At 60.1% G+C, this 22,452-nt stretch carries 18 protein-coding genes; 13 read left to right on the top strand and 5 right to left on the bottom strand.

Features of this window, described 5'->3' with window-relative positions; all coding sequences use genetic code 11:
- Positions 1-157 precede the first annotated feature (157 nt).
- The 4 genes from J0G10_RS27180 to J0G10_RS27165 all read right to left on the bottom strand — a co-directional run bounded on the left by J0G10_RS27180 (position 158) and on the right by J0G10_RS27165 (position 8,201).
- Positions 158-3,631: a calcium-binding protein gene (locus J0G10_RS27180; protein WP_220557047.1), complete on the bottom strand. Its 3,474-nt coding sequence runs from the start codon at positions 3,629-3,631 to the stop codon at positions 158-160.
- Positions 3,632-3,680: 49 nt separating this feature from the next.
- Entirely contained in the window at positions 3,681-5,711 is a 2,031-nt protein-coding gene (locus tag J0G10_RS27175) for a hypothetical protein (protein WP_220557046.1), read from the bottom strand.
- Between the two features lie 351 nt (positions 5,712-6,062).
- Positions 6,063-7,379 carry a bifunctional DedA family/phosphatase PAP2 family protein gene (locus tag J0G10_RS27170; protein ID WP_095048781.1) on the bottom strand — a complete coding sequence of 439 codons (1,317 nt, stop codon included), beginning with the start codon at positions 7,377-7,379 and terminating at the stop codon, positions 6,063-6,065.
- 126 nt (positions 7,380-7,505) lie between these two features.
- Positions 7,506-8,201, bottom strand: coding sequence for a DNA-3-methyladenine glycosylase (locus tag J0G10_RS27165; protein WP_220557045.1), 696 nt, complete (start codon positions 8,199-8,201; stop codon positions 7,506-7,508).
- Between the two features lie 177 nt (positions 8,202-8,378).
- Between J0G10_RS27165 and J0G10_RS27160 the strand changes: the two genes are divergently transcribed.
- The 13 genes from J0G10_RS27160 (at position 8,379) to J0G10_RS27100 (ending at position 20,964) form a co-directional block, all read left to right on the top strand.
- The gene (locus tag J0G10_RS27160; protein WP_220557044.1) at positions 8,379-9,650 is read left to right on the top strand and encodes a glutamate-5-semialdehyde dehydrogenase; all 1,272 of its coding nucleotides are present in this window, start codon (positions 8,379-8,381) and stop codon (positions 9,648-9,650) included.
- The gene (gene nadD, locus J0G10_RS27155; RefSeq protein ID WP_095048779.1) at positions 9,619-10,341 is read left to right on the top strand and encodes a nicotinate-nucleotide adenylyltransferase; all 723 of its coding nucleotides are present in this window, start codon (positions 9,619-9,621) and stop codon (positions 10,339-10,341) included. Before J0G10_RS27160 ends, nadD begins: the two co-directional genes overlap by 32 nt.
- A 72-nt stretch (positions 10,342-10,413) precedes the next feature.
- Positions 10,414-10,908, top strand: coding sequence for a ribosome silencing factor (gene rsfS, locus J0G10_RS27150; RefSeq protein ID WP_016986117.1), 495 nt, complete (start codon positions 10,414-10,416; stop codon positions 10,906-10,908).
- Between the two features lie 9 nt (positions 10,909-10,917).
- A complete protein-coding gene (gene rlmH, locus J0G10_RS27145; RefSeq protein WP_003185785.1) occupies positions 10,918-11,385 on the top strand; it encodes a 23S rRNA (pseudouridine(1915)-N(3))-methyltransferase RlmH in 468 nt (155 codons plus the stop codon).
- Positions 11,386-11,395: 10 nt separating this feature from the next.
- On the top strand, positions 11,396-13,291 hold the full coding sequence (mrdA, locus tag J0G10_RS27140) for a penicillin-binding protein 2 (protein WP_095048778.1): 1,896 nt from the start codon (positions 11,396-11,398) through the stop codon (positions 13,289-13,291).
- A 31-nt stretch (positions 13,292-13,322) separates the two neighbouring features.
- Entirely contained in the window at positions 13,323-14,426 is a 1,104-nt protein-coding gene (gene rodA / locus J0G10_RS27135) for a rod shape-determining protein RodA (RefSeq protein ID WP_095048844.1), read from the top strand.
- A gap of 17 nt (positions 14,427-14,443) precedes the next feature.
- Complete coding sequence (gene mltB / locus J0G10_RS27130) at positions 14,444-15,454, top strand: lytic murein transglycosylase B (protein ID WP_095048777.1); 1,011 nt, start codon at positions 14,444-14,446, stop codon at positions 15,452-15,454.
- Positions 15,454-16,464: a septal ring lytic transglycosylase RlpA family protein gene (locus J0G10_RS27125; protein WP_095048776.1), complete on the top strand. Its 1,011-nt coding sequence runs from the start codon at positions 15,454-15,456 to the stop codon at positions 16,462-16,464. The genes mltB and J0G10_RS27125 overlap by 1 nt, the downstream gene beginning before the upstream one ends.
- 187 nt (positions 16,465-16,651) lie before the next feature.
- Entirely contained in the window at positions 16,652-17,809 is a 1,158-nt protein-coding gene (locus J0G10_RS27120) for a D-alanyl-D-alanine carboxypeptidase family protein (protein WP_038361911.1), read from the top strand.
- Positions 17,810-17,894: 85 nt separating this feature from the next.
- Positions 17,895-18,170: a DUF493 domain-containing protein gene (locus J0G10_RS27115; protein WP_008087908.1), complete on the top strand. Its 276-nt coding sequence runs from the start codon at positions 17,895-17,897 to the stop codon at positions 18,168-18,170.
- Positions 18,170-18,817, top strand: coding sequence for a lipoyl(octanoyl) transferase LipB (lipB, locus tag J0G10_RS27110; RefSeq protein WP_008087909.1), 648 nt, complete (start codon positions 18,170-18,172; stop codon positions 18,815-18,817). Before J0G10_RS27115 ends, lipB begins: the two co-directional genes overlap by 1 nt.
- A gap of 25 nt (positions 18,818-18,842) precedes the next feature.
- Positions 18,843-19,841, top strand: coding sequence for a lipoyl synthase (gene lipA, locus J0G10_RS27105; RefSeq protein ID WP_167394918.1), 999 nt, complete (start codon positions 18,843-18,845; stop codon positions 19,839-19,841).
- A gap of 172 nt (positions 19,842-20,013) precedes the next feature.
- On the top strand, positions 20,014-20,964 hold the full coding sequence (locus J0G10_RS27100) for a S66 peptidase family protein (protein ID WP_095125493.1): 951 nt from the start codon (positions 20,014-20,016) through the stop codon (positions 20,962-20,964).
- A gap of 112 nt (positions 20,965-21,076) precedes the next feature.
- Here the strand turns inward: J0G10_RS27100 and J0G10_RS27095 are convergent, their stop codons facing one another.
- On the bottom strand, positions 21,077-22,399 hold the full coding sequence (locus J0G10_RS27095; protein ID WP_095048772.1) for a lytic murein transglycosylase: 1,323 nt from the start codon (positions 22,397-22,399) through the stop codon (positions 21,077-21,079).
- Between the last annotated feature and the right edge of the window lie 53 nt (positions 22,400-22,452).

Genomic DNA, 22,452 nt, shown 5'->3' with positions numbered 1-22,452 from the left:
GTAGAGGTGACGGGCGTTTCGACTAAAGGTGATTTAGGCAGTAGCCCGGGTTTTTGGCGCATGAATAAACTCCGTTTTTGGCGAGTCAGCCTGTCCGTAGGCTGAGGTGAACGGGTGCCCGTGTGGACGTCTGATCCAGACGGGCACGTGGTGAGGGTCAGGTCTTGTCGTTGGAAAAGACCAGGTCTTGCTGGTTGATTCGCACCTGTGGATCGCTGGCCAGCGCCCAGTGTTTCCTTACTGCGTTGTAAACCACCGTACCGATCGTTCCTGCGTCGATTCCGACGTGGGTTACATGAACCCTTGCTGCCAGTTCGTTTCGCTGTTGATGGGCATTGACCTCGGCCAACAGAGCTTCGATATCGGCGTAGCCACGTGCATCAATGACGTAAAGCTGCAGCACTTCAAACAACAGCGACACTTCATAAATATGGCCGGCCGAAGTGGCCACGCTGATGGATTCCACCGGGATGTCGTCTTCGATATCGGGCAATTCGACGGTGACGCTAGCGATGTGCAGACGATTGCCGTCCAGTTGGATGTCGTCGCGGGTGACCGTTTCTTTCATTTTGTCGGTGTACAGCGTCCAGGTCGATGCATCGGCGGTTTTCGCTGCAGCGCCTGGCGTCGAAAGGCGAATGATGGTGTTGCTGGCCAGATGGACATCGTACGTCGAACTCTGGCCATCGAGTACATAGATGCCGGTGTGCGAACCGGTGTCGATGGTGATGCGACTGGGTTCTGCCGTTATCAGCGGTTTCACGCTGGCCAATGGTCTGACAAAGCGATAGTTGCCATTGCGTTGCTTGAGGCAACTTCGGGTGCTGCGTACGCGGGTGCCGGGGTTTTTTACATCGTCTTCATAATCCAGTGCGGGAACTTGCAGGCGGTAGGAAACCTGGTCCTGCAGAACCAGCACAACGTTCTGCTGCAGGCGTGGGGTGGTGACTTTCAGGCTGTTTCTGCCGCTGTAACCGGTGGCCGCCGCGATGGGCTGGACCACACCTTTGAACATAACCAATTTCGACGGCAGGGAGACCGTCAGGGTGAAGTCTGTGTAGTACAAGTGGGTCGTGCCAGAGACGCCTTTGCGCACCTGCACTTCATAACTGACCTGCACATCGATGATTTCAGCGTTGTCGAATTCCAGATAAACAGTGCGGGACGTTTCGGCGGTATTGCGCTGGGCAACGAATTCCACCGGACGCTCGGTGCGAGCAACAAAGTGCTGCTTCAAGCCCTGTTCGGCGATCTCGATCATGCCGCCGTTAACGATTTGCGGTGCAGCGGCGGGTTGGCCGATGACGACAACGACGGGGGTTATATCCTGCTGCAGCGCCTCATCTGGCTGCTGGGGTAGCTGGACCAGCAGCTCATAGCCATCCTCGGTCTTGAAACGGAATCGGTCATTGTTCAACAGGCGTTTGCCATCGACCCACTGGTAGACATTTTCGAGTGTCAGTACATGTTCCGGGTCGTTACCATCCTTGCCGCGCAATGAGCTGATCACCAGCGCAGTGCCGACGATCTGCCAACGCTGGATGACCTCCGCCGGCCAGCCGAACTCGATCAGACTCGACGCTTCAGCGTCCTCGTTAAGGGTCGTGCGGGTGTTGCTGCTGGCGATGTAAAAACGATCTGCGCCGCTGCCGCCGTCCACCCGACAGTCCGCTCCGTAGACGGCAATCGTGTCATCGCCTGCGCCGGCGCTGATGCGGTCGTAGCCATTGGCGGAAATCCGGTTGGCCGCGTCGTTTCCGCTGACGCGGCTGGTGCCTCTGCGCAGGGTCGAGACGTTTTCGATCGACGTGAGCTGCGCGACGTCAACGGCATTTTCCTCAGGATCAAGACCGCGCAGCGCCACCCTGCCACTGTGCAGGTTGATGTCGTGACCGATATGGCGGGTGTCGCTGAGCGGGCGGCTGCCTTCGAAGGCCAGGGTGTCGGCACCTGCGCCACCGTCCAGCACATTGAGGTGGGCCGGTTTGCTGGTGAGGTTCAATTGCTGCTCGGTAATCTCCTGATAGAACGCATCGTCCCTGTCGCCTCCGGTCAGAGCCTTGTGATCCGCGCGATAAGTGAACAGATTGGGCTTGTCCCGGACCCCGATAACCCGGTCATTGCCGTCACCCAAGCGCCAGAAAATGCCTTTGTCGTCACCGGCACTGCCCGACACTTTGCCTTTGAGGTTGGCGGGCAGGCCTTTGCCGGCATCGATCACGTCATCGCCGTCGACAACCACGGCCTGGTTGTCGAGCTTGAACGGTTGTTGGCCAGCGCTTTCGTCCCACTGGTAGCGCCAGATTTCAACGGGCTTCAATTCAACCTGAAAGGCACCGTTGATCACGTGTTCGATGGCGTGTTTGTAGGCGTTCTCCAGCATGTCCTTGGCCGACAACTCCAGTTTTCGCTGGTGGTCCCGATAGCCCTTGGCGAGCTTGAAGCGATCCAGTACGTCCTGGTCCAGTTCCTTGTTGGTGAAGGCGAACCAGCCGGAGCGCATGCGTTCTTCAAGCGTCAGTTCGATGTAGTCATCGATGTCGTCCACCACTCGGGCGGCCTGGTAGATCATCGAGGCGGCGATAAGCAGTCCGGCGGCGACCAGCCCGACCGGCCCGGCGACGCTGCCAAACCCGGCCAGTGCGGCGACGCCCAGCACCAGGCTGATACTCGCCCCGGCGACGCTAAGACCGCCGCTGACGTAATGATCCTGGGCCTCTTTGCCCTGCGCTGCGGCGGCGGCATTGAACGACTTGATGGCATCGAGAATGTCGAAGGGCAAGGTGATGGCGCTGGCGAACATCCCGGCACCGCGGCTCATGTATTTGCCCACCGAGGTCAGCGGGAAATACTTCAGCGCGTTGCCGCCGTTTCTGAGCATGGCCTCACCGGTCTTGGTCAGCCCGCGTTCGATGATCAGCGAGCCGAACTCGGCGGCGATCGAGCCACCCTGGAAAACCGCTTCCAGCGTGTCTCCGTGCTTGATCGCATCAATCATCGCCTTGTAGCCGCTGTAGATGCCGAACGCCTGCATGCCGACCCCGGCGCCGCTCATCAAATAGCTTTTGTTTTTGCTGATCCAGCCCGGGGCATTTTCCAGTGCGTCGGCGCGATGAATATCCAGTTTTTGCGCAGCCTTGCCCAACTGGTTCAGGCGGTCCACCGCGCTGCCGGTGGCAATGGTTATATCGGCGACGAACAGCGCCCCGGCATCGACTGAGCGCTTGCAGGCGATTTCATAAAACAGCATCGCCGCTACATTGCTGTCCGGATTGTCGACGGACAGCAGACGCGGCTGTACCCGGTCTGCATCGAAATTGAGTCCGTCGAGAAAGTGTTGATCCACGCGCTGCATGCCGGCATTCGCCGGGCTGATGGGTTGGCCGTGCACGGTCGCGCCCAAGGCCAGGAGTTCGACACGGCTGGTGAGTATTTCGCCGATGCGCAAGGGGCCGAAATGTTTGTCGAGGGATTTGAGTGTGCGTCGATAAGGGGCGTCAGCGTCGTCTGGCAACACTGCGTTGAGCGTGCCCGCCGGCGGCGCATGGGGGTTGGCCGAGGCGCTGACGGGATTGACCTGAACGGCGCTGATATTGGCGATTTGAAGTGGCGGAGCGATAAGTTTTGACATGTCATTAATCCTTTAATGAAAACGCATGACCGGTGTCCCTACCGGTGTGTCATTGATGTCGAGCCGCCGGCGTTGTCGACTCGGGCCAGTGGATGGCGTAGGCGAATTCGTCGCCGTTGCCCGACAGACTGAGCACAGGTTTGCCGGCGGCTTCGGCGTTGTCGATCAACTGGTCGTAGGCGAATTTGTTCTCGTGTCCGGCATGGGTGGCGGCTTCGATGCGCTCAGCGTTCGCGCCTGCCTGTTCCTTGAGGTCATCGACCCTCACGGCTTTGCTCAGGTCCGAATTCAGCAGCCAGATACGCTCGGCATCCAGTCCTCTGCGGCTGACTGATATCAGCCCTTCGAAGTCATCGGAGGGAAACCAGGTGGGGGGTGTGTCGCGGGCCGCTGAATTGAAACTCATGTTTTCTTCATGAGGCACCACTTCCAGGTCGCGGGTGTCGAGCACATACAGAAACATTTCCCGCTGACGTGTGCGTGTTGATTCATAGTGGCGATCGCGATCCCACGGCACCGGGCTTGTGGCGTCGGACCATTCGGACGATGAGCTGCTCTCGGTATCACTGACATCGCTGCCCGAGGCGCTATCGTCAGCATCCCGCCCCGGGTATTTGCTCGTCTGGCTGTTGAACCGCAAGTACTCGGGGTCAGGCTCCCTTGCGTACATCAGGCCTTCTTTGAGGCTGAAGGTTGCGCTCATCGGCTTATGCGTGGTGGCGCCCGGTTTGTGCTGGTATCGCGGTAGCATGAAGCCGTCATTGGCGAGCTCGAACGGTGTGCGTTCATCGCCACGGAACAGCGCCGGCACGTCGGTGCGGTACAGGCAATTGTTCTTGTTGCGCAGATAGCCGAGTTTGCCCAGCAGCGCTTCGCGCACCGGCGCGGTCATACTGGTTTCCGGGCTGTACCAGTCATGCCGGGCATCACGCTTGAGGTTAAGTTCCTCGACAGCCTCGCGGCTCAGTTGCTCGAGACGCTGCGGATGGTCGAGGTCGTCGATCAGGTGTTTGTGTGCCTGCGCCCATTGCGGCATTTGCAGTTCGGTCTTCAGGTCCTGTTGCAAGCGGGCCAGTTGGCTGGGCAGCAGGTTATAGGACTGCAGAAATGCTTCGCGCTGTGCAGGATTCATGCTTGGGTGCAGCCAGCGCAGGGTGTCGCGCAGCAAGTCGCGGTGCGGGTTCGTGACTTTGGGAATCGCCCATTGCGGACTCTTGCCGCTGGCTTGGGCTTCGGTGCGAAAACGCACGAGATCCTGGCCATGGATGTTGTACACCTGCCAGATCTCATGGTCTGTCCAATGCTTCAAGAGCGTGGGCTCGGCACCGAATCCGCCTGCGGGCGGATCGACCGGGATCCAGTGACCAAAAGCGTCCATAAAGGCAAATTGCGTGATCACGTTGTTCGCCCCGAATGCAGGGGCCAGTTCGTAATAGCCTTGGGCATCCGGTGAACGCAGCGATGCCTTGTACAGATTCGAATCGAGGTGGGCGGGTCGAGGCCGTTTCGCGACGGGGTCGATCCCCGGTTGATCGCCCGGTAGCGGCGCAGGTCGTTTTGTCGAGGCCATGGCGGGTGCCGGATGCTCCGTCAGGCGCCAGGTCAACCGGCCTTCATTCCGGTACAGCGCCGGTCCGGACGCGGACCGCTCGGTGACCATCTTGCAGCGATAAACCCCATCGGCATCCTGGCCAACATGGGTGGTGCGCAAGTCGCCTTCATATTCGACGTCGACAAACTGTCGTCCGACGATCCAGCGAAAACCGTCATCCTCCGCCGGTTTCATTCCACGCAGGAAGTCGTCACGCAGCCAGTAGGTGTCGGGGGAATTATCGCTTGCGAGGCGGGCAGGGTTCGTCGCCTGCATCGGTTGGATGACCACGGCAGGCGGGGTTGCATCCGCGACCGGCCAGCCGCCAGCGGTGTGAACGGGATACTGGCCACTCGGCAAACCCGGTAACCGGAAAATCGAAGGGCCACCTGGAGTGAACGGTGTGTCGGTACGCAGGGGCGGGAATGTGCTCGCTTCAGGTTGTTGCGTTGAGCTCTGGGGTGGTTTGCGCGGTGTCTTTGGACTCATGGCGTACTCGAAATCAGTTGATGTATTGAAACCCTCGCTTCGTCAGTTGAATTGATTGTTGGGCAGGCAAGTGCAGGCGGTCTCACTTTAATGGGTGAGAATATGCCTAAGGGTTTCAAATATGTGGATTTAATCTAACTGGTTTTTCAAGTTATGGAAGGCGCTGGCGTGAGGGTTCGTAATTGATATGTAACTTCGGTTGTTTTTAGTTTGAAGTGTGCGAAGTTGCGGTTTGGTAAATAAGGATTTTTACCGTGGGCGAGTAAGTTTGAATAAGAGAACAGCGCTGCTCTTGTCGGAGAATTCCTAAAAGAGCAGCGCAGAAGGATTAAGGCTTGTGTATCGCCAGATTCAATAGGCGTAACGCAACAAGGTATGAGGTAAGTGCCGCAGGACGAAAAACCCGAACAGCGCCAACATTGCCGGCAGGATCAACCACCAGATCTTGAACGGCATAGGATTGAGTGGGGTTTTACGCTGGCTCAGCCACAGGGCGGCAGCGCAGACACAGGCGGCGAGCATGGCGCCGGCCAGCACGTCGGTTGGCCAATGAGCGCCCAGATAGACCCGCGACAGGGCGATGGAAAGGGCCGGAATACAGGCGATCAGCAACCAGGTCAGGCGCATGCGTGGCGGCTGGCCACGGCCGGCGAGTACCGCCAGGGTCAGAAACAGTGCAAACGAACCTGAGGCATGGCCACTGGGCATGCTGTAAGTGGTCAGTGGGTCGGTCAGCACTTCCGGACGCACCCGGGCGAAGAAGTATTTGGTCCCGGTGTTGGCCAATGCGGTCACCAGCAGCGTACCGCCAACGAAGATCGCATGGCGCCATTGCCGGCACAGCAGCAACAGGCCGGTCAGCAGGACGCTGAACAGCAGCATGTTGCGGAACTCACCGATCAGGGTCAGTGTGACCGCAATTTCATCCAGCATTGGCTGGCGATGTTCCTGCACCAGCGTCATCACCCCTTGATCGAGTGCTGTCAGGTACGGATAGCCGATGAACAGGCCAATCAGAATCAACAGGCTCATGCTGCTGATCCAGATGGTCGCGCGACGGTGGCGACGCAGGCTGCTGTTCACGCTGAGGCCGACCATTGCGGCGATGCTGCCAGCGACAATGCCGGCCTCCAGCCAGAACCCTTCAGGCAATGGCAGACGGAAGGCCGCGCCGGTGGCCCAGCCCGGCAGCAGATAGGCGAGACTCCAGCCGGCGGCCGCCAGCAGGCTGACAGCGGCAAAACGCGGGAAGGGCATGTCGCACATGCCGGCGACCATGGGCAGCATCGGTCGCAATGGCCCGATGAAGCGGCCGACCAGCAGACTGGCAATGCCGTAGCGCTGGAAATACGACTCGGCGCCGGCCATCCATTCCGGATGATGCCGTAGCCCCGGCAGGCGCCGAATGTTCTGGTGGAAATGGCGACCGAGGAAGTACGAAACGGCATCGCCGAGAATCCCGCCAAGGAAGCCCAGCAACAAGGTCTCGCTCAGTGACAGGGCGCCGCTGCCGGCCAGCACGGCGACGGCAAACAGCAGCACGGTGCCCGGCACGATCAAACCGGCAATCGCCAGGCATTCCACAAAGGCCACAATGAAAACTGCAGCCGCCAGCCATTGTGGATTGGCGGCCAGCCACCCGGTCACGCTATCGAGCCATGGGCCCATACAGAAAAACTCCAAATCATTAATGGCCTTCTGTAGGAGCTGCCGAAGGCTGCGATCTTTTGATCTTGATCCTGAAAGCAAGATCAAAAGATCGCAGCCTTCGGCAGCTCCTACATGAGTGTGTGTTTACAGCAGAAAATAATCTCGGCCTTCGACCTGACCGCGTCGCAGCGGGTTCCGCGTGCACCATTGCGCGTAAGTCGCATCGACGAAGCGGTACATCAATTGTTCGTCCCGGCCGAGGGGGATGCCCAGGCGTGTTGTCTGGATAATGTGCGAAGGTGCCGGCCCGGTGTCTTCTACCAGAAGGACTTCATGATCAAAACGCTTGGCGTCCCACACCGGCACTTTCAGTCCCAGCGCTTTGCACAGCAGGGTTTGCCCGGCGCAAAGCTTTTGCGAAGGCCGCGCACGTCCCTGCGCGTCGGGATTGTTCAGCAGCATCTGCGCCAGACTCGCCGGACCGCTGATTTCATCGACCCACGGATAGGCGGATTTGATCAGTACCGCATTGCCCAGCCCCTGCGCGCTGAAGTTCAGCGAATCACCGCCACGGGCGTAATACATATAGATGTGGCCGCCATCCAGAAACAAAGCCTTACGCTTTTCTGTGTAGCCCAACGAGGCGTGGCTGCCTTTTTCTGCGCAGTAATAGGCTTCGGTTTCGATGATTCGCGCGCTCAGCCACAGATCGCCGACCCGGTGACGAATGACTTTGCCGAGCAGATCCTGCGCCAGCACTTGCGCATCACGGTCGAAAAAGGCGTCCGGCAGCCCTAGCGGCAGGCGTTCGACGCGGTTGCGAACGGTCAGGTTGGACATGGCAGGCAATGTTTATCCAGGCTCAGGAGGTCGTGATGATAACAACGCGCGGCTTAATTGGGCCTGAACGCCGGCGAATCCGCGTTCATTTCGACCATCCGCCCGTCACCGCTGTTAGTCCCGGGACGCGGCAGCTATAATCTGCCGCTTTCCTCTTTGCCAAGACCCCAGCAGACCATGACTGAGTCCGTTCTTGACTACATGACCCGATTGGGTCGCGCCGCCCGCGAAGCCTCCCGGGTCATCGGCCGTGCCAGCACCGCGCAGAAAAACCGCGCCTTGCAGGCTGCTGCCAATGCCTTGGACGCCGCGCGCGCCGAGCTTGCCGCCGCCAATGAGCAGGATCTGGCCGCCGGTCGCGCCAATGGTCTGGAACCGGCACTGCTGGAGCGTCTGGAACTGACCCCGGCGCGCATCGACGGCATGATCGTCGGTTTGCGTCAGGTCGCTGCACTGCCGGATCCGGTCGGTGCGATCCGCGACATGAGCTTCCGTCCGTCGGGCATTCAGGTCGGCAAGATGCGCGTGCCGTTGGGCGTGATCGGGATCATCTACGAGTCCCGTCCCAACGTGACCATCGATGCTGCCAGCCTGTGCCTGAAGTCCGGCAATGCGACCATTCTGCGCGGTGGCTCTGAAGCGATTCATTCCAACCGTGCGATTGCCGCATGCATTCAGCGCGGTCTGGCCGAGGCCGAATTGCCTGCCGCTGTGGTGCAAGTGGTCGAAACCACTGACCGTGCCGCTGTTGGCGCGATGATCACCATGCCCGAGTACGTCGACGTGATCGTGCCGCGCGGTGGCCGTGGCCTGATCGAACGTATCAGCCGTGATGCCCGCGTACCAGTGATCAAGCATCTGGACGGTATCTGCCACGTTTACGTCAGTGCCCACGCCGATCTGCCCAAGGCCCAGCGCATCGCGTTCAATGCCAAGACTTATCGCTACGGTATTTGCGGTGCGATGGAGACCTTGCTGGTCGATCAAACTGTTGCTAAGGATTTCCTGCCGTCGATGGCCGCCCAGTTCCGCGAAAAAGGCGTCGAACTGCGTGGTTGCGAACGTACGCGGGCGATCATCGAAGCCGTTGCTGCCAGCGAAGACGACTGGAGCACCGAGTATCTGGCGCCGATCCTGTCGATTCGCGTGGTCGACGGTCTGGATCAGGCGATCGAACACATCAACCATTACGGCTCCCATCACACCGACTCGATCGTCAGCGAAAACCTCGCTGACACCCGTCGTTTTGTGGCGGAAGTCGACTCGGCGTCGGTGATGATCAACACGCCGACGTGCTTTGCCGATGGATTTGAATACGGATTGGGTGCCGAGATCGGTATTTCTACTGATAAGCTGCACGCCCGCGGCCCGGTGGGTCTCGAAGGACTGACCTGCGAGAAGTACGTCGTGGTCGGTGATGGCCAGTTGCGCGGCCAGGCGACGGTCTGACTTGACCGACCTCGACCTGACAGCGCCGCAAGCCGGCAACGAGTACCGCCCCCGGCGCATTGGCGTCCTGGGCGGCACGTTCGACCCGGTGCACATCGGCCATTTGCGCGGTGGGCTGGAAGTCGCCGAAGCGCTGGCGCTCGATGAGTTGCGCCTGATGCCGAACGCGCGGCCGCCTCATCGCGGTACGCCGCAGGTGTCGGCGCAGGATCGGCTGGCGATGGTCGAATGTGCGGTGGCCGGATTGCCGCCGCTGGTGGTGGACGCCCGCGAATTGCAGCGGGACAAACCGTCTTGGACCATTGATACCCTGGAGTCGATGCGCGCGGAAATGCCCGCCGAGACCCAGGTTTTTCTGCTTTTGGGCTGGGACGCATTTTGCGGCCTGCCCACTTGGCACCGCTGGGAAGAGTTGCTCCAGCATTGCCATATCCTGGTGCTACAGCGCCCGGACGCCGACAGCGAACCGCCGGATGCCTTGCGCAACCTGCTGGCAGCGCGTTCGGTGAGCGACCCGCTGGCCCTGAAAGGGCCGAGCGGACAGATTGCATTCGTCTGGCAGACACCGCTCGCGGTTTCCGCCACCCAGATCCGTCAACTGCTGGCCAGCGGTAAGTCGGTACGTTTCCTGGTGCCCGACGCGGTCCTGGCCTACATCGATGCGCACGGTCTGTACCGTGCGTCGAACTGAACAAGGCGTGCTTCACTGATACGAATCCACGTGTCGCCAAGCCGCCGAATATACGAGCAAAACGAGTTTTATATGACTGACAAAGACCAAACCAAAGTAAAGCGCAAAGGCACATTCAAGAGCGCCCCGCTGCCAGAGCCGGTCAACACCAATGAGCCGCTGAAAGGCGACGAGCTGGTCAAGCTGGCCGTGGCTGCCCTGGAAGACGTCAAGGCACAAGACATCCAGATCATCGATGTTCGCGACAAGCAGAGCATCACTGACTACATGATCATCGCCACCGGTACTTCCAACCGCCAGATCAACGCGATGCTCGACAAGGTTCGCGAAGAAGTCAAAAAGCAGGGCGCCAAGCCGCTGGGCGAAGAAGGCAAGGGCGACAGTGACTGGGTGCTGCTCGACCTGGACCTGGTGATCGTGCACATGATGACCGCCTCGGCACGTCAGTTCTACGACCTGGAACGCCTGTGGGCCGGTGCCGAGCAGAGCCGTGCGGCCGATGCCAAGCACCACAGCCCGGAAAACACCCACGAGCATTTCACCAAGCTCAACAAAGACCAGCTGTAAGGGATTGCTGTGCGACTGCGCCTGATCGCCGTCGGTTCACGCATGCCCAAGTGGGTGGAAGAAGGCTGGCATGAATATGCCAAGCGTCTTCCGTCCGAGCTGGCGCTGGAACTGGTGGAAATACCGCTCAATACCCGTGGCAAGAATGCCGACGTGGCCCGATTCATCCGCCAGGAAGGCGAAGCCATGCTGGCCAAGGTCGGGCCGAACGAGCGGATCGTCACGCTGGAAGTCCACGGCAAACCCTGGAGTACCGAGCAGCTGGCGGTCGAACTCGACCGTTGGCGGCTGGATTCGCGCACGGTCAATTTCATGGTCGGTGGCCCGGAAGGGCTGGCGCCTGAAGTCTGCGCCCGTGCCGATCAGCGCTGGTCGTTGTCGCCGCTTACGTTGCCGCACCCGTTGGTGCGGATCCTGATCGGCGAACAGTTGTATCGTGCCTGGACCGTGCTGTCCGGTCACCCTTACCACAAGTAATCCAGCCCTCATGTCTCAGCCGATCCGCATCAAGGACCACGAAAAGGACGCACGCCTGGTGCGTAGCCGCGTCGTGTTCGGGGCCATTGCGATCATGCTGCTGATCGGCGTGTTGATCGCGCGGCTGTATTACTTGCAGGTGATCCAGTACGAGTACCACTCGACGCTCTCGGAAAACAACCGTGTCCATGTGCAGCCAATTCCACCAACCCGTGGGTTGATTTTCGACCGCAACGGCGTGGTGGTGGCGGACAACCGTCCAAGCTTCAGCCTGAGCATGACCCGCGAGCGCTCCGGCGACTGGCAGCAGGTGCTCGACGTCATCGTCGAAGTGCTGGAGCTGACGCCTGAAGACCGGGTGATCTTCGAGAAGCGCATGCGTCAGGGGCGCCGACCGTTCGAGCCGGTGCCGATCCTGTTCGAGCTGACCGAGGAGCAGATCGCCCGGATTGCGGTGAACCAGTTCCGGCTGCCCGGCGTAGAAGTGGTGGCGCAGCTGGTTCGTCACTATCCGCAGGGCGCGCACTTTGCGCACTCGGTCGGCTACATGGGGCGGATCAACGAGAAAGAGCTGAAGACCCTCGATCCGGTCAATTACAGCGGCACCCACCACATTGGCAAGACCGGCATCGAGCGTTTCTACGAGCCGGAATTGCACGGTCAGGTCGGTTACGAAGAAGTCGAAACCAACGCCCGCGGCCGCGTCTTGCGCGTGCTCAAGCGCACCGATCCGATTCCCGGCAAGGACATTGTTCTGAGCCTGGACATCAAGTTGCAGGAAGCCGCGGAGGCTGCACTCGGCGGACGTCGTGGTGCGGTAGTTGCGCTCGATCCGAAGACCGGCGAAGTGCTGGCGATGGTCAGTCAGCCGAGCTTCGACCCGAACCTGTTCGTCACCGGGATCAGCTTCAAGGCCTATGCCGAGTTGCGTGATTCCATTGACCGGCCGCTGTTCAACCGCGTGTTGCGCGGTCTGTATCCGCCAGGCTCGACGATCAAACCGGCGGTGGCGATTGCCGGCCTCGATTCCGGTGTAGTGACTGCGTCGAGCCGGGTATTCGACCCGGGCTACTACATGCTGCCCAACTACGATCACAAATACCGTAACTGGAACCGCACCGGTGACGGCTTCGTCGACCTCGACACGGCGATCATGCGTTCCAACGACACCTACTTCTATGACCTGGCGCACAAGCTCGGTATCGATCGGTTGTCGGCCTACATGAACAAGTTCGGCATCGGCCAGAAGGTCTCGCTGGACATGTTCGAAGAATCCCCCGGTCTGATGCCGTCCCGCGAGTGGAAGCGGGCGACGCGTAAGCAGGCGTGGTTCCCCGGCGAAACCCTGATCCTCGGGATCGGCCAGGGCTATATGCAATCGACCCCGCTGCAACTGGCCCAGGCCACCGCGCTGGTGGCCAACAAAGGCGTTTGGAACCGTCCGCACCTGGCCAAATCCCTCGAAGGGGTGAAACCGGTGGACGAGAATCCGATGCCGGACATCATCCTGCGTGATCCGTCGGACTGGACCAAGGTCAACCACGGCATGCAGCAGGTAATGCACGGTGCGCGCGGTACCGCGCGCAAAGCGGCGATCGGCGCGCAATACCGCATCGCTGGCAAGTCGGGTACCGCGCAGGTCGTGGCGATCAAACAGGGCGAGAAGTACGACCGCTCCAAGGTTCAGGAGCGCCACCGCGACCACGCCCTGTTCGTCGGTTTTGCTCCGGCCGATGACCCGAAAATCGTCGTTTCGGTGATGGTCGAGAACGGTGAGTCCGGTTCCGGCGTTGCCGCGCCTGTGGTGCGCCAGGTCATGGATGCCTGGCTGCTCGATCAGGACGGACGTTTGAAGGCCGAATACGCCAGCCCAATCAGTGCGGAGGCTACGGCCCGTGATGAATAACTTTGATCGCATGCTCTCCAGTGAGGATGTGATGCGTCGCCGCGCGACGTTGCTGCAAAGACTGCATATCGATGGCCCGTTGTTGATCCTGCTGCTGATACTCGCCGCCGGCAGCCTGTTCGTGCTGTATTCGGCCAGTGGCAAAAGCTGGGATCTGCTGGCCAAGCAGGCCACTTCATTCGGCATCGGTCTGGTGTCGATGATCATCATCGCCCAGTTCGAGCCGCGTTTCATGGCGCGTTGGGTGCCGCTCGGCTATGTGATCGGCGTGGTGCTGCTGTTGGTGGTGGACATCATGGGGCACAACGCCATGGGCGCGACACGCTGGATCAATATCCCCGGGGTGATCCGCTTCCAGCCTTCGGAGTTCATGAAGATCCTGATGCCGGCGACCATCGCCTGGTATCTGTCCAAGCGCACGCTGCCGCCGCAACTCAAGCATGTCGGCATCAGTCTGATGCTGATCGGCGTGCCGTTCGTGTTGATCGTGCGCCAGCCTGACCTGGGAACTTCGCTGCTGATCCTTGCCGGTGGCGCGTTCGTACTGTTCATGGGCGGGCTGCGCTGGCGCTGGATTCTCAGCGTGCTGGCGGCGGCGATCCCGGTGTCGGTGGCTATGTGGTTTTTCATCATGCACGACTACCAGAAGCAGCGAATCCTGACCTTCCTCGACCCGGAAAGCGATCCGCTCGGCACCGGCTGGAACATCATTCAGTCGAAAGCGGCGATTGGTTCCGGCGGCGTGTTCGGCAAGGGCTGGCTGCTCGGCACCCAGTCGCACTTGGACTTCCTCCCGGAAAGCCACACCGACTTCATCATTGCCGTACTCGGCGAAGAGTTCGGTCTGGTCGGTATCTGCGCGCTGTTGCTGATCTATCTGTTGCTGATTGGACGGGGGCTGGTGATTACCGCTCAAGCCCAGACGCTGTTCGGCAAATTGCTCGCCGGCGCGTTGACTATGACGTTTTTTGTTTACGTTTTCGTCAACATCGGTATGGTCAGTGGCCTGTTGCCGGTTGTAGGGGTGCCGTTGCCGTTCATTAGCTACGGAGGAACTTCGCTGGTGACGCTGCTGTCAGCGTTTGGGGTTTTGATGTCGATCCATACCCATCGCAAGTGGATCGCACAGGTTTGAATAAGGTGAAGAGTTCAATGCAAGTTATGCGTGGCTGGGCGACTCGATGCGCGCCATTGGTAGGCCTGATCGGCCTGCTGGGTAGCGTGCAGGAAGCGCTGGCCGGCGAATACGAAGGGTCGCCGCAGGTGGCCGAGTTCGTCGGTGAAATGACCCGCGACTACGGTTTTGCTGGTGAGCAGCTGATGGCGGTGTTCCGCGAAGCTCAGCGCAAGCAGGCGATTCTCGACGCCATTTCCAGGCCTGCCGAGCGGGTCAAGCAGTGGAAAGAATACCGTCCGATGTTCATCACCGATGCGCGCATTGCACGCGGTGTGGACTTCTGGCGTCAGCACGAGGCGACGCTGGCCCGTGCCGAGCAGGAATACGGCGTGCCGGCACAAGTCATCGTGTCGATCATTGGCGTTGAAACCTTTTTCGGACGTAATACCGGTAATTACCGGGTGATCGATGCCTTGTCCACGCTCGGTTTCGACTATCCTCCCCGTGCCGAATTTTTCCGCAAGGAACTGCGTGAGTTCCTGCTGCTGGCGCGTGAAGAACAGGTCGATCCATTGACCCTCAAAGGCTCGTACGCCGGGGCCATGGGCCTGCCGCAGTTCATGCCGAGCAGCTTTCGCGCTTACGCGGTGGATTTCGACGGTGACGGCCACATCAATATCTGGAACAACCCGGATGATGCGATCGGCAGCGTCGCCAGTTATTTCAAACGTCACGGCTGGGTCGCGGGTGAGCCGGTGGTCAGCCGTGCCGATGTCCGTGGCGAACAGGTCGATGAAGGCCTGACCACCGGCATCGAACCGACGAAAACGGTTGGAGAGTTGCGAGTGCTGGGCTGGTCAAGTCATGATGCGCTGCGCGATGATATGCCGGTTACTGCATTTCGCCTCGAAGGCGACAACGGCCCTGAATACTGGATGGGCCTGAAGAATTTCTACGCGATCACGCGTTATAACCGCAGCGTGATGTACGCCATGGCCGTACATCAACTGTCTGAACAGCTGGTACAAGCACGGGGCGTCAAGTAATGCGGGCATTGCCTAACAATAAACCCCTGAAGCTGGTGGCATTCGCTGCGTTGGCGGTGCTGGTCGCCAGTTGCTCGACCAGCCGTTCGCCGACTCAGAAAACCACCACGACCGCTGTGCGTGCCCAGCCGGGCCTGGACATCAACCGTGCGCATAAAGATGGCGCGCCGTGGTGGGACGTCGACGTATCGCGTATCCCGGATGCCACGCCGACCCTGCACACCGGTCCGTACAAGGCCAACCCGTACACGGTGCTGGGCAAGACCTACTTCCCGCTGCAGGAATCGAAGACCTACGTGGCTTCGGGTACGGCGTCCTGGTACGGCACCAAGTTTCACGGTCAGAACACCGCCAACGGCGAGGTCTACGACCTGTACGGCATGAGTGCCGCCCACAAGACATTGCCACTGCCAAGTTACGTTCGGGTGACCAACCTGGACAATAACAAGAGCGTGATCCTGCGGGTCAACGACCGTGGGCCGTTCTATTCTGACCGTATCATCGACCTGTCCTATGCTGCGGCGAAGAAGCTCGGTTATGCCGAAATCGGCACCGCGCGGGTCAAGGTCGAAGGCATCGATCCTCAGCAGTGGTGGGCCGCCAAGGGCCGTCCGGCGCCTTTGATGCTCAACGAGCCGCAAGTCGCGCAGAGTAGCGCCCCGGTGATCACGGCCTCGGCCGGCACCGTCGAGCAATGGACGCCACCGCCGCAGCAACATGCCTCCGACACCGTCCCCGTGCCGATGAGTGCAAAAAAAAACGCTTCTGCACCAGCGTCTGGCCAGTATCTGCAGGTGGGCGCGTTCGCCAACCCGGACGCTGCAGAACTGCTGAGGTCGAAGCTCAGCGGGATGGTGAGCGCTCCGGTGTTCATCAGCTCGATCGTGCGCAATCAACAGACCCTGCACCGGGTTCGCCTGGGGCCGATCGGCTCGCCGGGTGAAATTGCCCAGGTGCAGAACAGCGTGCGCCTGGCCAACCTTGGTTCGCCAAGTGTGGTCACCGAGTAATACGTAGAACTTGATTGACGGTTCACTTGCGGTATCGGGGGGTGAACCAGGTTGTTGGCTCGTCGAAGAACAAAAGCCCGGCAAGGGTGACTGGAGTGAGCAACTCAACACGCGATGACTCGTTAGAAAGTCATCTGATTAAATTTTGTCCGCAAGGACAGTTTCCATTAGCGATTTCGAGAGACGGATGAACATCACCACCTTTGCCAAACGCCTGTGTCTGCTAGTCCCGCTGCTCCTCTCGCCAGCCGCCTTCGCGGCCGAGATGATGCCGTCGCCACCGCAACTGGCTGCCAAAGCCTACGTTCTGATGGATGCCAGCAGCGGCAACGTGCTGGTCGAGAACAATGGCGACCAGCGTCTGCCACCGGCCAGCCTGACCAAGCTGATGACCGCTTACATCGCGACCCTGGAAATCCGTCGCGGCCAGATCGGTGAAAACGATCCGGTGACCGTCAGCGAAAACGCCTGGCGCACCGGCGGTTCGCGGATGTTCATCAAAGTCGGCTCGCAGGTGACTGTCAGCGACCTGCTGCACGGCATCATCATCCAGTCCGGCAACGACGCCAGCGTGGCGCTGTCCGAGCACATCGCCGGTAGCGAAGACGCGTTCGCCGACCTGATGAACAAGACTGTGACTGATCTGGGCATGACCAATTCCCACTTCATGAACCCGACCGGTCTGCCAAACCCTGAGCATTACTCGTCGGCTCACGACATGGCGATCCTGGCCCGTGCGATCATCCACGAAGACCCGGCTCACTACGCGATCTACTCGCAGAAAGAGTTCTTCTGGAATGGCATCAAGCAGCCTAACCGCAACCTGCTGCTGTGGCGCGACAAGACCGTTGACGGTCTGAAAACCGGTCACACCGACGAAGCCGGCTACTGCATGGTGTCCTCGGCTGTACGTGACGGCCAGCGTCTGATCGCCGTGGTGTTCGGCACCAACAGCGAAGTGGCTCGCGCCGCTGAGACCCAGAAGCTGCTGACTTACGGCTTCCGCTTCTTCGAAACCCAGACCTTCTATCAGAAGGGCACCGAATTGGCTCAGGCCCCGGTGTGGAAAGGCACCACCAATCAAGTCAAGGCCGGCCTGGCTGAAGACCTGACCATGACCCTGCCAAAAGGCCAGCTGAAGAAGCTTGCTGCGAGCATGACCATGAACCCGCAACTGACCGCGCCAATCGCCAAGGGCGACGTGATCGGTAAAGTCGAAGTCAAACTGGAAGACAAGGTCGTGCACAGCGCTGACCTGATCGCTCTGGATGGCGTCGAGGAGGGTGGTATCTTCCGCCGCATGTGGGATAGCATCCGTCTATTCTTCTACGGCTTGTTCAACTGATTTGTGTTGACCTGCATGGCCCCGCCCCGATCTGGTGCGGGGCCATGCGCGTTATCACGGCTTGCGCTCAAGAGGCCGTTACGCCATGACCGATACCGAAGTAAAGGCGCCAAAGATCGAATTTCCCCAGGTTGATTATCCGGTTAAGGTGATCAGCGACACGGGGGTTGGCCACAAAGACAAGATCATCGAAATCGTGAAGAAATTCGCGAAGATCAATGATGAGCGTGTCGACGAGCGTTCGAGCAGCAACGGCAAATACACCACCATTCAGTTACACATCGTCGCGACCGATCAGGATCAGCTGTACAACATCAACAGCGAACTGCGGGCGACCGGCTTCGTGCACATGGTGTTGTGATGCCGGGCACGCTGGGCTTTCGTGAACTCGGCCAGATGGCTTACGAGCCGGTCTGGCATGCCATGCAGCGCTTCACCAACGAACGCGGCAGCGATGCCGCCGACGAAATCTGGCTCGTCGAGCACCCACCGGTGTTCACTCAAGGCCAGGCCGGCAAGGCCGAACACTTGTTGCTGCCGGGAGATATTCCGGTGGTGCAGGTCGATCGCGGCGGGCAGGTGACTTATCATGGCCCCGGCCAGTTGGTCGCCTACCTGTTGCTGGATGTACGCAAGCTGGGTTTCGGCGTGCGTGATCTGGTCAGCCGCATGGAGCTTTGCCTGATCGAACTGCTGGCCAGCTACGGCGTGACCGCGGCGGCCAAGCCAGACGCTCCCGGCGTGTACGTCGATGGAGCGAAAATCGCTTCTCTGGGTTTGCGGATTCGCCACGGTTGTTCCTTTCATGGCCTGGCCCTGAACGTGGATATGAACCTGGAACCGTTTCGACGGATTAATCCCTGCGGCTATGCCGGGCTGGCGATGACCCAGCTGAGCGACCACGCAGGATCGATTGAATTTGCCGAGGTAAGTGCCCGGCTGCGCGCGCAGCTCGTCAAACACCTCGACTATGCTGAGCAGACGACCCTGACGGGCGGAATCGACTGATATGACTACTGATGCAGTGCAAACCATGATCCCGACGCTCGACGTGACCGAGCGCCCGGCCCCGCGTCCCAAGGTAGAAGCCGGCGTCAAGCTGCGCGGCGCCGAGAAGGTTGCACGCATCCCGGTAAAGATCATTCCGACCACCGAACTGCCGAAGAAACCTGACTGGATTCGTGTGCGTATCCCGGTTTCGCCGGAAGTCGACCGGATCAAGAGCCTGCTGCGCAAGCACAAGCTGCACAGCGTCTGCGAAGAAGCATCCTGCCCGAACCTTGGCGAGTGCTTCTCCGGCGGCACCGCGACCTTCATGATCATGGGCGACATCTGCACCCGTCGCTGCCCGTTCTGCGACGTCGGCCACGGTCGTCCGAAGCCACTGGACGTCAATGAGCCGCAAAGCCTGGCCATCGCCATTGCCGACCTCAAGCTCAAGTACGTGGTGATCACCTCGGTTGACCGCGACGACCTGCGTGACGGCGGTGCCCAGCACTTTGCCGACTGCATCCGCGAAATCCGCAAACTGTCGCCGAACGTGCAGCTGGAAACCCTGGTTCCGGACTACCGTGGCCGCATGGACGTCGCGCTGGAAATCACCGCGGCCGAGCCGCCGGATGTGTTCAACCACAACCTGGAAACCGTGCCACGCCTCTACAAGGCAGCGCGCCCGGGTTCGGATTACCAGTGGTCGCTGACCTTGCTGCAACGCTTCAAGCAGATGATGCCGCATATTCCGACCAAATCCGGCTTGATGCTGGGTCTGGGTGAGACCGACGAGGAAGTCATCGAAGTCATGAAGCGCATGCGCGAACATGACATCGACATGCTGACCCTCGGCCAGTACCTGCAACCGTCCCGTAGTCACTTGCCGGTGCAGCGCTTTGTGCACCCGGACACCTTCGCCTGGTTCGCCGAGGAAGGTTACAAGATGGGCTTCAAAAACGTTGCCTCGGGGCCGCTGGTGCGTTCTTCATACCACGCCGACGAGCAAGCGAAGCTGGTCAAGGCTGAGCTGCTGGGTTCCTGATCCGGCGCTGAATGAAAAAATGCCCGCCGAGGTTTTAACGCCCGGCGGGCATTTTTTTGCCCGTCTTACATTCGATGCTGATTTTTCCTGCAACCTGCGGCGTGGCCGACCCTCTTCTGTTTGCCCCCGTTCCTGACTACTGTGTGTGCATGACTCACAGGGAGATCCAAGGATGACCGTTCGACCGACCCATACTCTTTGCCCACACAGAGCCGTGCCTGCACTGCCCTCGGAAGGGTTGATCGGCGTCATTGCGCCTGCCGGCCCTGGTGCTCTGGACACCGATGAGGCGGTGCGATGGATGCGAGCCCGCGGTTATGGGCTGAAGGTGTTTCCCGGTGTTTATGAAAAAGACGGCTATCTGGCTGGCAGTGACGACGTGCGTTTGCGTGATCTGCATGCGGCATTCGCTGATCCCGAGGTCGATGCCATCATTTGCCTGCGCGGCGGCTACGGCACGCCGCGCTTGCTCGACCGGATCGATTACGACCTGCTGAGCCGTCATGCCAAGCCATTCGTTGGCTACAGCGATATCACCGCGCTGCACCTGGCCATCAGTCGTTACGCAGGATTCGTGACCTTCCACGGGCCGCTGCTCAACGCTGACTTGTTGGGCGACAAGGAGCCGCCGACGGTCACTTCATTCTTCGCCATGCTGCGCGGGCAATTGAAGGCGGGGAGTGTGCTGAGCCATCCGGTGGCTTATCCGTTGACTACCGTCGAACCTGGCATTGCGCACGGACGCTTGCTCGGCGGTAATCTGGCGATGATCGCCGCAACCTTGGGCACGCCTTACGAGATTGATGTCGAAGGGGTGATTCTGCTCATCGAGGACATCAACGAGCCGCTGTATCGCATTGATCGCTTGCTGACACAGATGCGCCTGGCCGGCAAACTGGCAAAATTGCGAGGTGTGCTGGTCGGGGACGTGGCGGGGGTGGAAGTCGCGGCACTGAACCGATTGCTCAAGCAGACTTTCGAGCCGTTGCGGATTCCGGTGTTATCGGGGTGGCGTAGCGGGCATTGCGATCCGAACCTGACGCTGCCGATGGGGGCGCTGGTGCGGCTGGATGCCGGGAAGCAGGAATTGATGCTGGAGCAGGATGTGGTGATCAAGGCCTGAAGGTTTATTGCCTGATAGTCAGTCTCCGCGAGCAGGCTCCCACATTTGGAATGCATTTCAATGTGGGAGCGAGCCTGCTCGCGAAAGCGATATCAGCCATACGGCATTCGTTCTATTGGCTACGCAGGCTTTCCAGCAACTTGTGCGTCGGATACCCGTCCGCCGGCCAGCCAAATGACTGCTGGGCACTGCGAATCGCCTTGCGCGTGTTGGCGCCGATGATCCCGTCCGCCGTGCCGGCATCGTAATTGCGCGCACTCAGCAGGGTCTGCAATTCCATACGCTCGGTGCGGCTCAGCGGCAGGTCATCTTTTGGCCAACTGCCGTTGATCAAGCCGCCACCGCTGAAACGCTCGGACAACAGGCTCACTGCCAGCGCGTACGACGAGGAGTTGTTGTACTTGAGGATCGCGCGGAAGTTGTCGAGGATCAGGAATGCCGGCCCACGATAACCAGCCGGCAGCAGCAGGGCGGCAGACAGCTGTTCAGAGCCTGCTGGCACCTGACCGCCATTCGGCAGGGTCACGCCCAACTGACGCCATTCGGCGACACTCTTGCGAATCGCGCCATCAGCCAGGGTGTAGTTGAAGCTGCTCGGCAGCTGCACTTCAAACCCCCACGGCTGGCCACGCTGCCAGCCGGAGCTTTGCAGGTAATGCGCAGTTGAGGCCAGCGCATCGGCAGGACTGCCCCAGATATCGCGGCGACCGTCACCGTCGAAGTCCACTGCGTGAGTGTTGTAAGTGGTCGGAATGAACTGGGTCTGCCCCATGGCGCCAGCCCACGAGCCGAGCATCTTCTCTGGCGTGATGTCACCCTGTTGCAGGATCTGCAGCGCAGCGATCAATTGCGCATGAGCAAAGCCTGGCCGACGGCCTTCGTAAGCGAGGGTGGCCAGCGAGTTGATCACCGACTTACTGCCCTGAAACTGACCGAAATTGCTTTCCATGCCCCACACCGACACCAGCGCCTGACGGTCAACGCCATAACGCTGTTCGATGCTTTGCAGAATATCGGCGTACTGGCTGATCAGTGCCTGACCTTTACGCACTCGTAGTGGCGAGAGCGCGCCATCAAGGTATTCCCACACCGGACGGGAAAATTCCGGCTGACTGCGGTCGGCGCGAATCACGCTAGCGTCGAAGCTGATATTGGCAAAGGCGCGATCGAACAGGTCAGGGCGGATCCCGGCGGCGAGGGCGTCCTTGCGGAAACCGGCCTGCCATTCGGCAAAGGTCTGGGTCGGCTGAAGATCAAGAGGGTCGGCGGACGGCACTACCGGCGGGATGATCGCTGGGGCCGTGGCGACGGGCGCGGCTTGAAGGGGTTGCGCATCGGCGGCGGTCGGTTTTTCCGCGCAGGCGACAAGCAGAATGAAGCTGGAGGCAGCGATCAATTGGCGAACAGGCCAGCGACGGGAAAGACTTAGGGGCATGCACAGTTCCAGGAAAACGAATCAGGTGCAGACCTTAACATGAGCGGGGGGTA

Source organism: Pseudomonas germanica (genome assembly GCF_019614655.1).
GTDB classification, from domain to species: Bacteria; Pseudomonadota; Gammaproteobacteria; order Pseudomonadales; family Pseudomonadaceae; genus Aquipseudomonas; species Aquipseudomonas neuropathica.
Note: the sequence above shows the minus strand (reverse complement) of the source record. Positions and strands in the feature narration are given on the sequence as shown.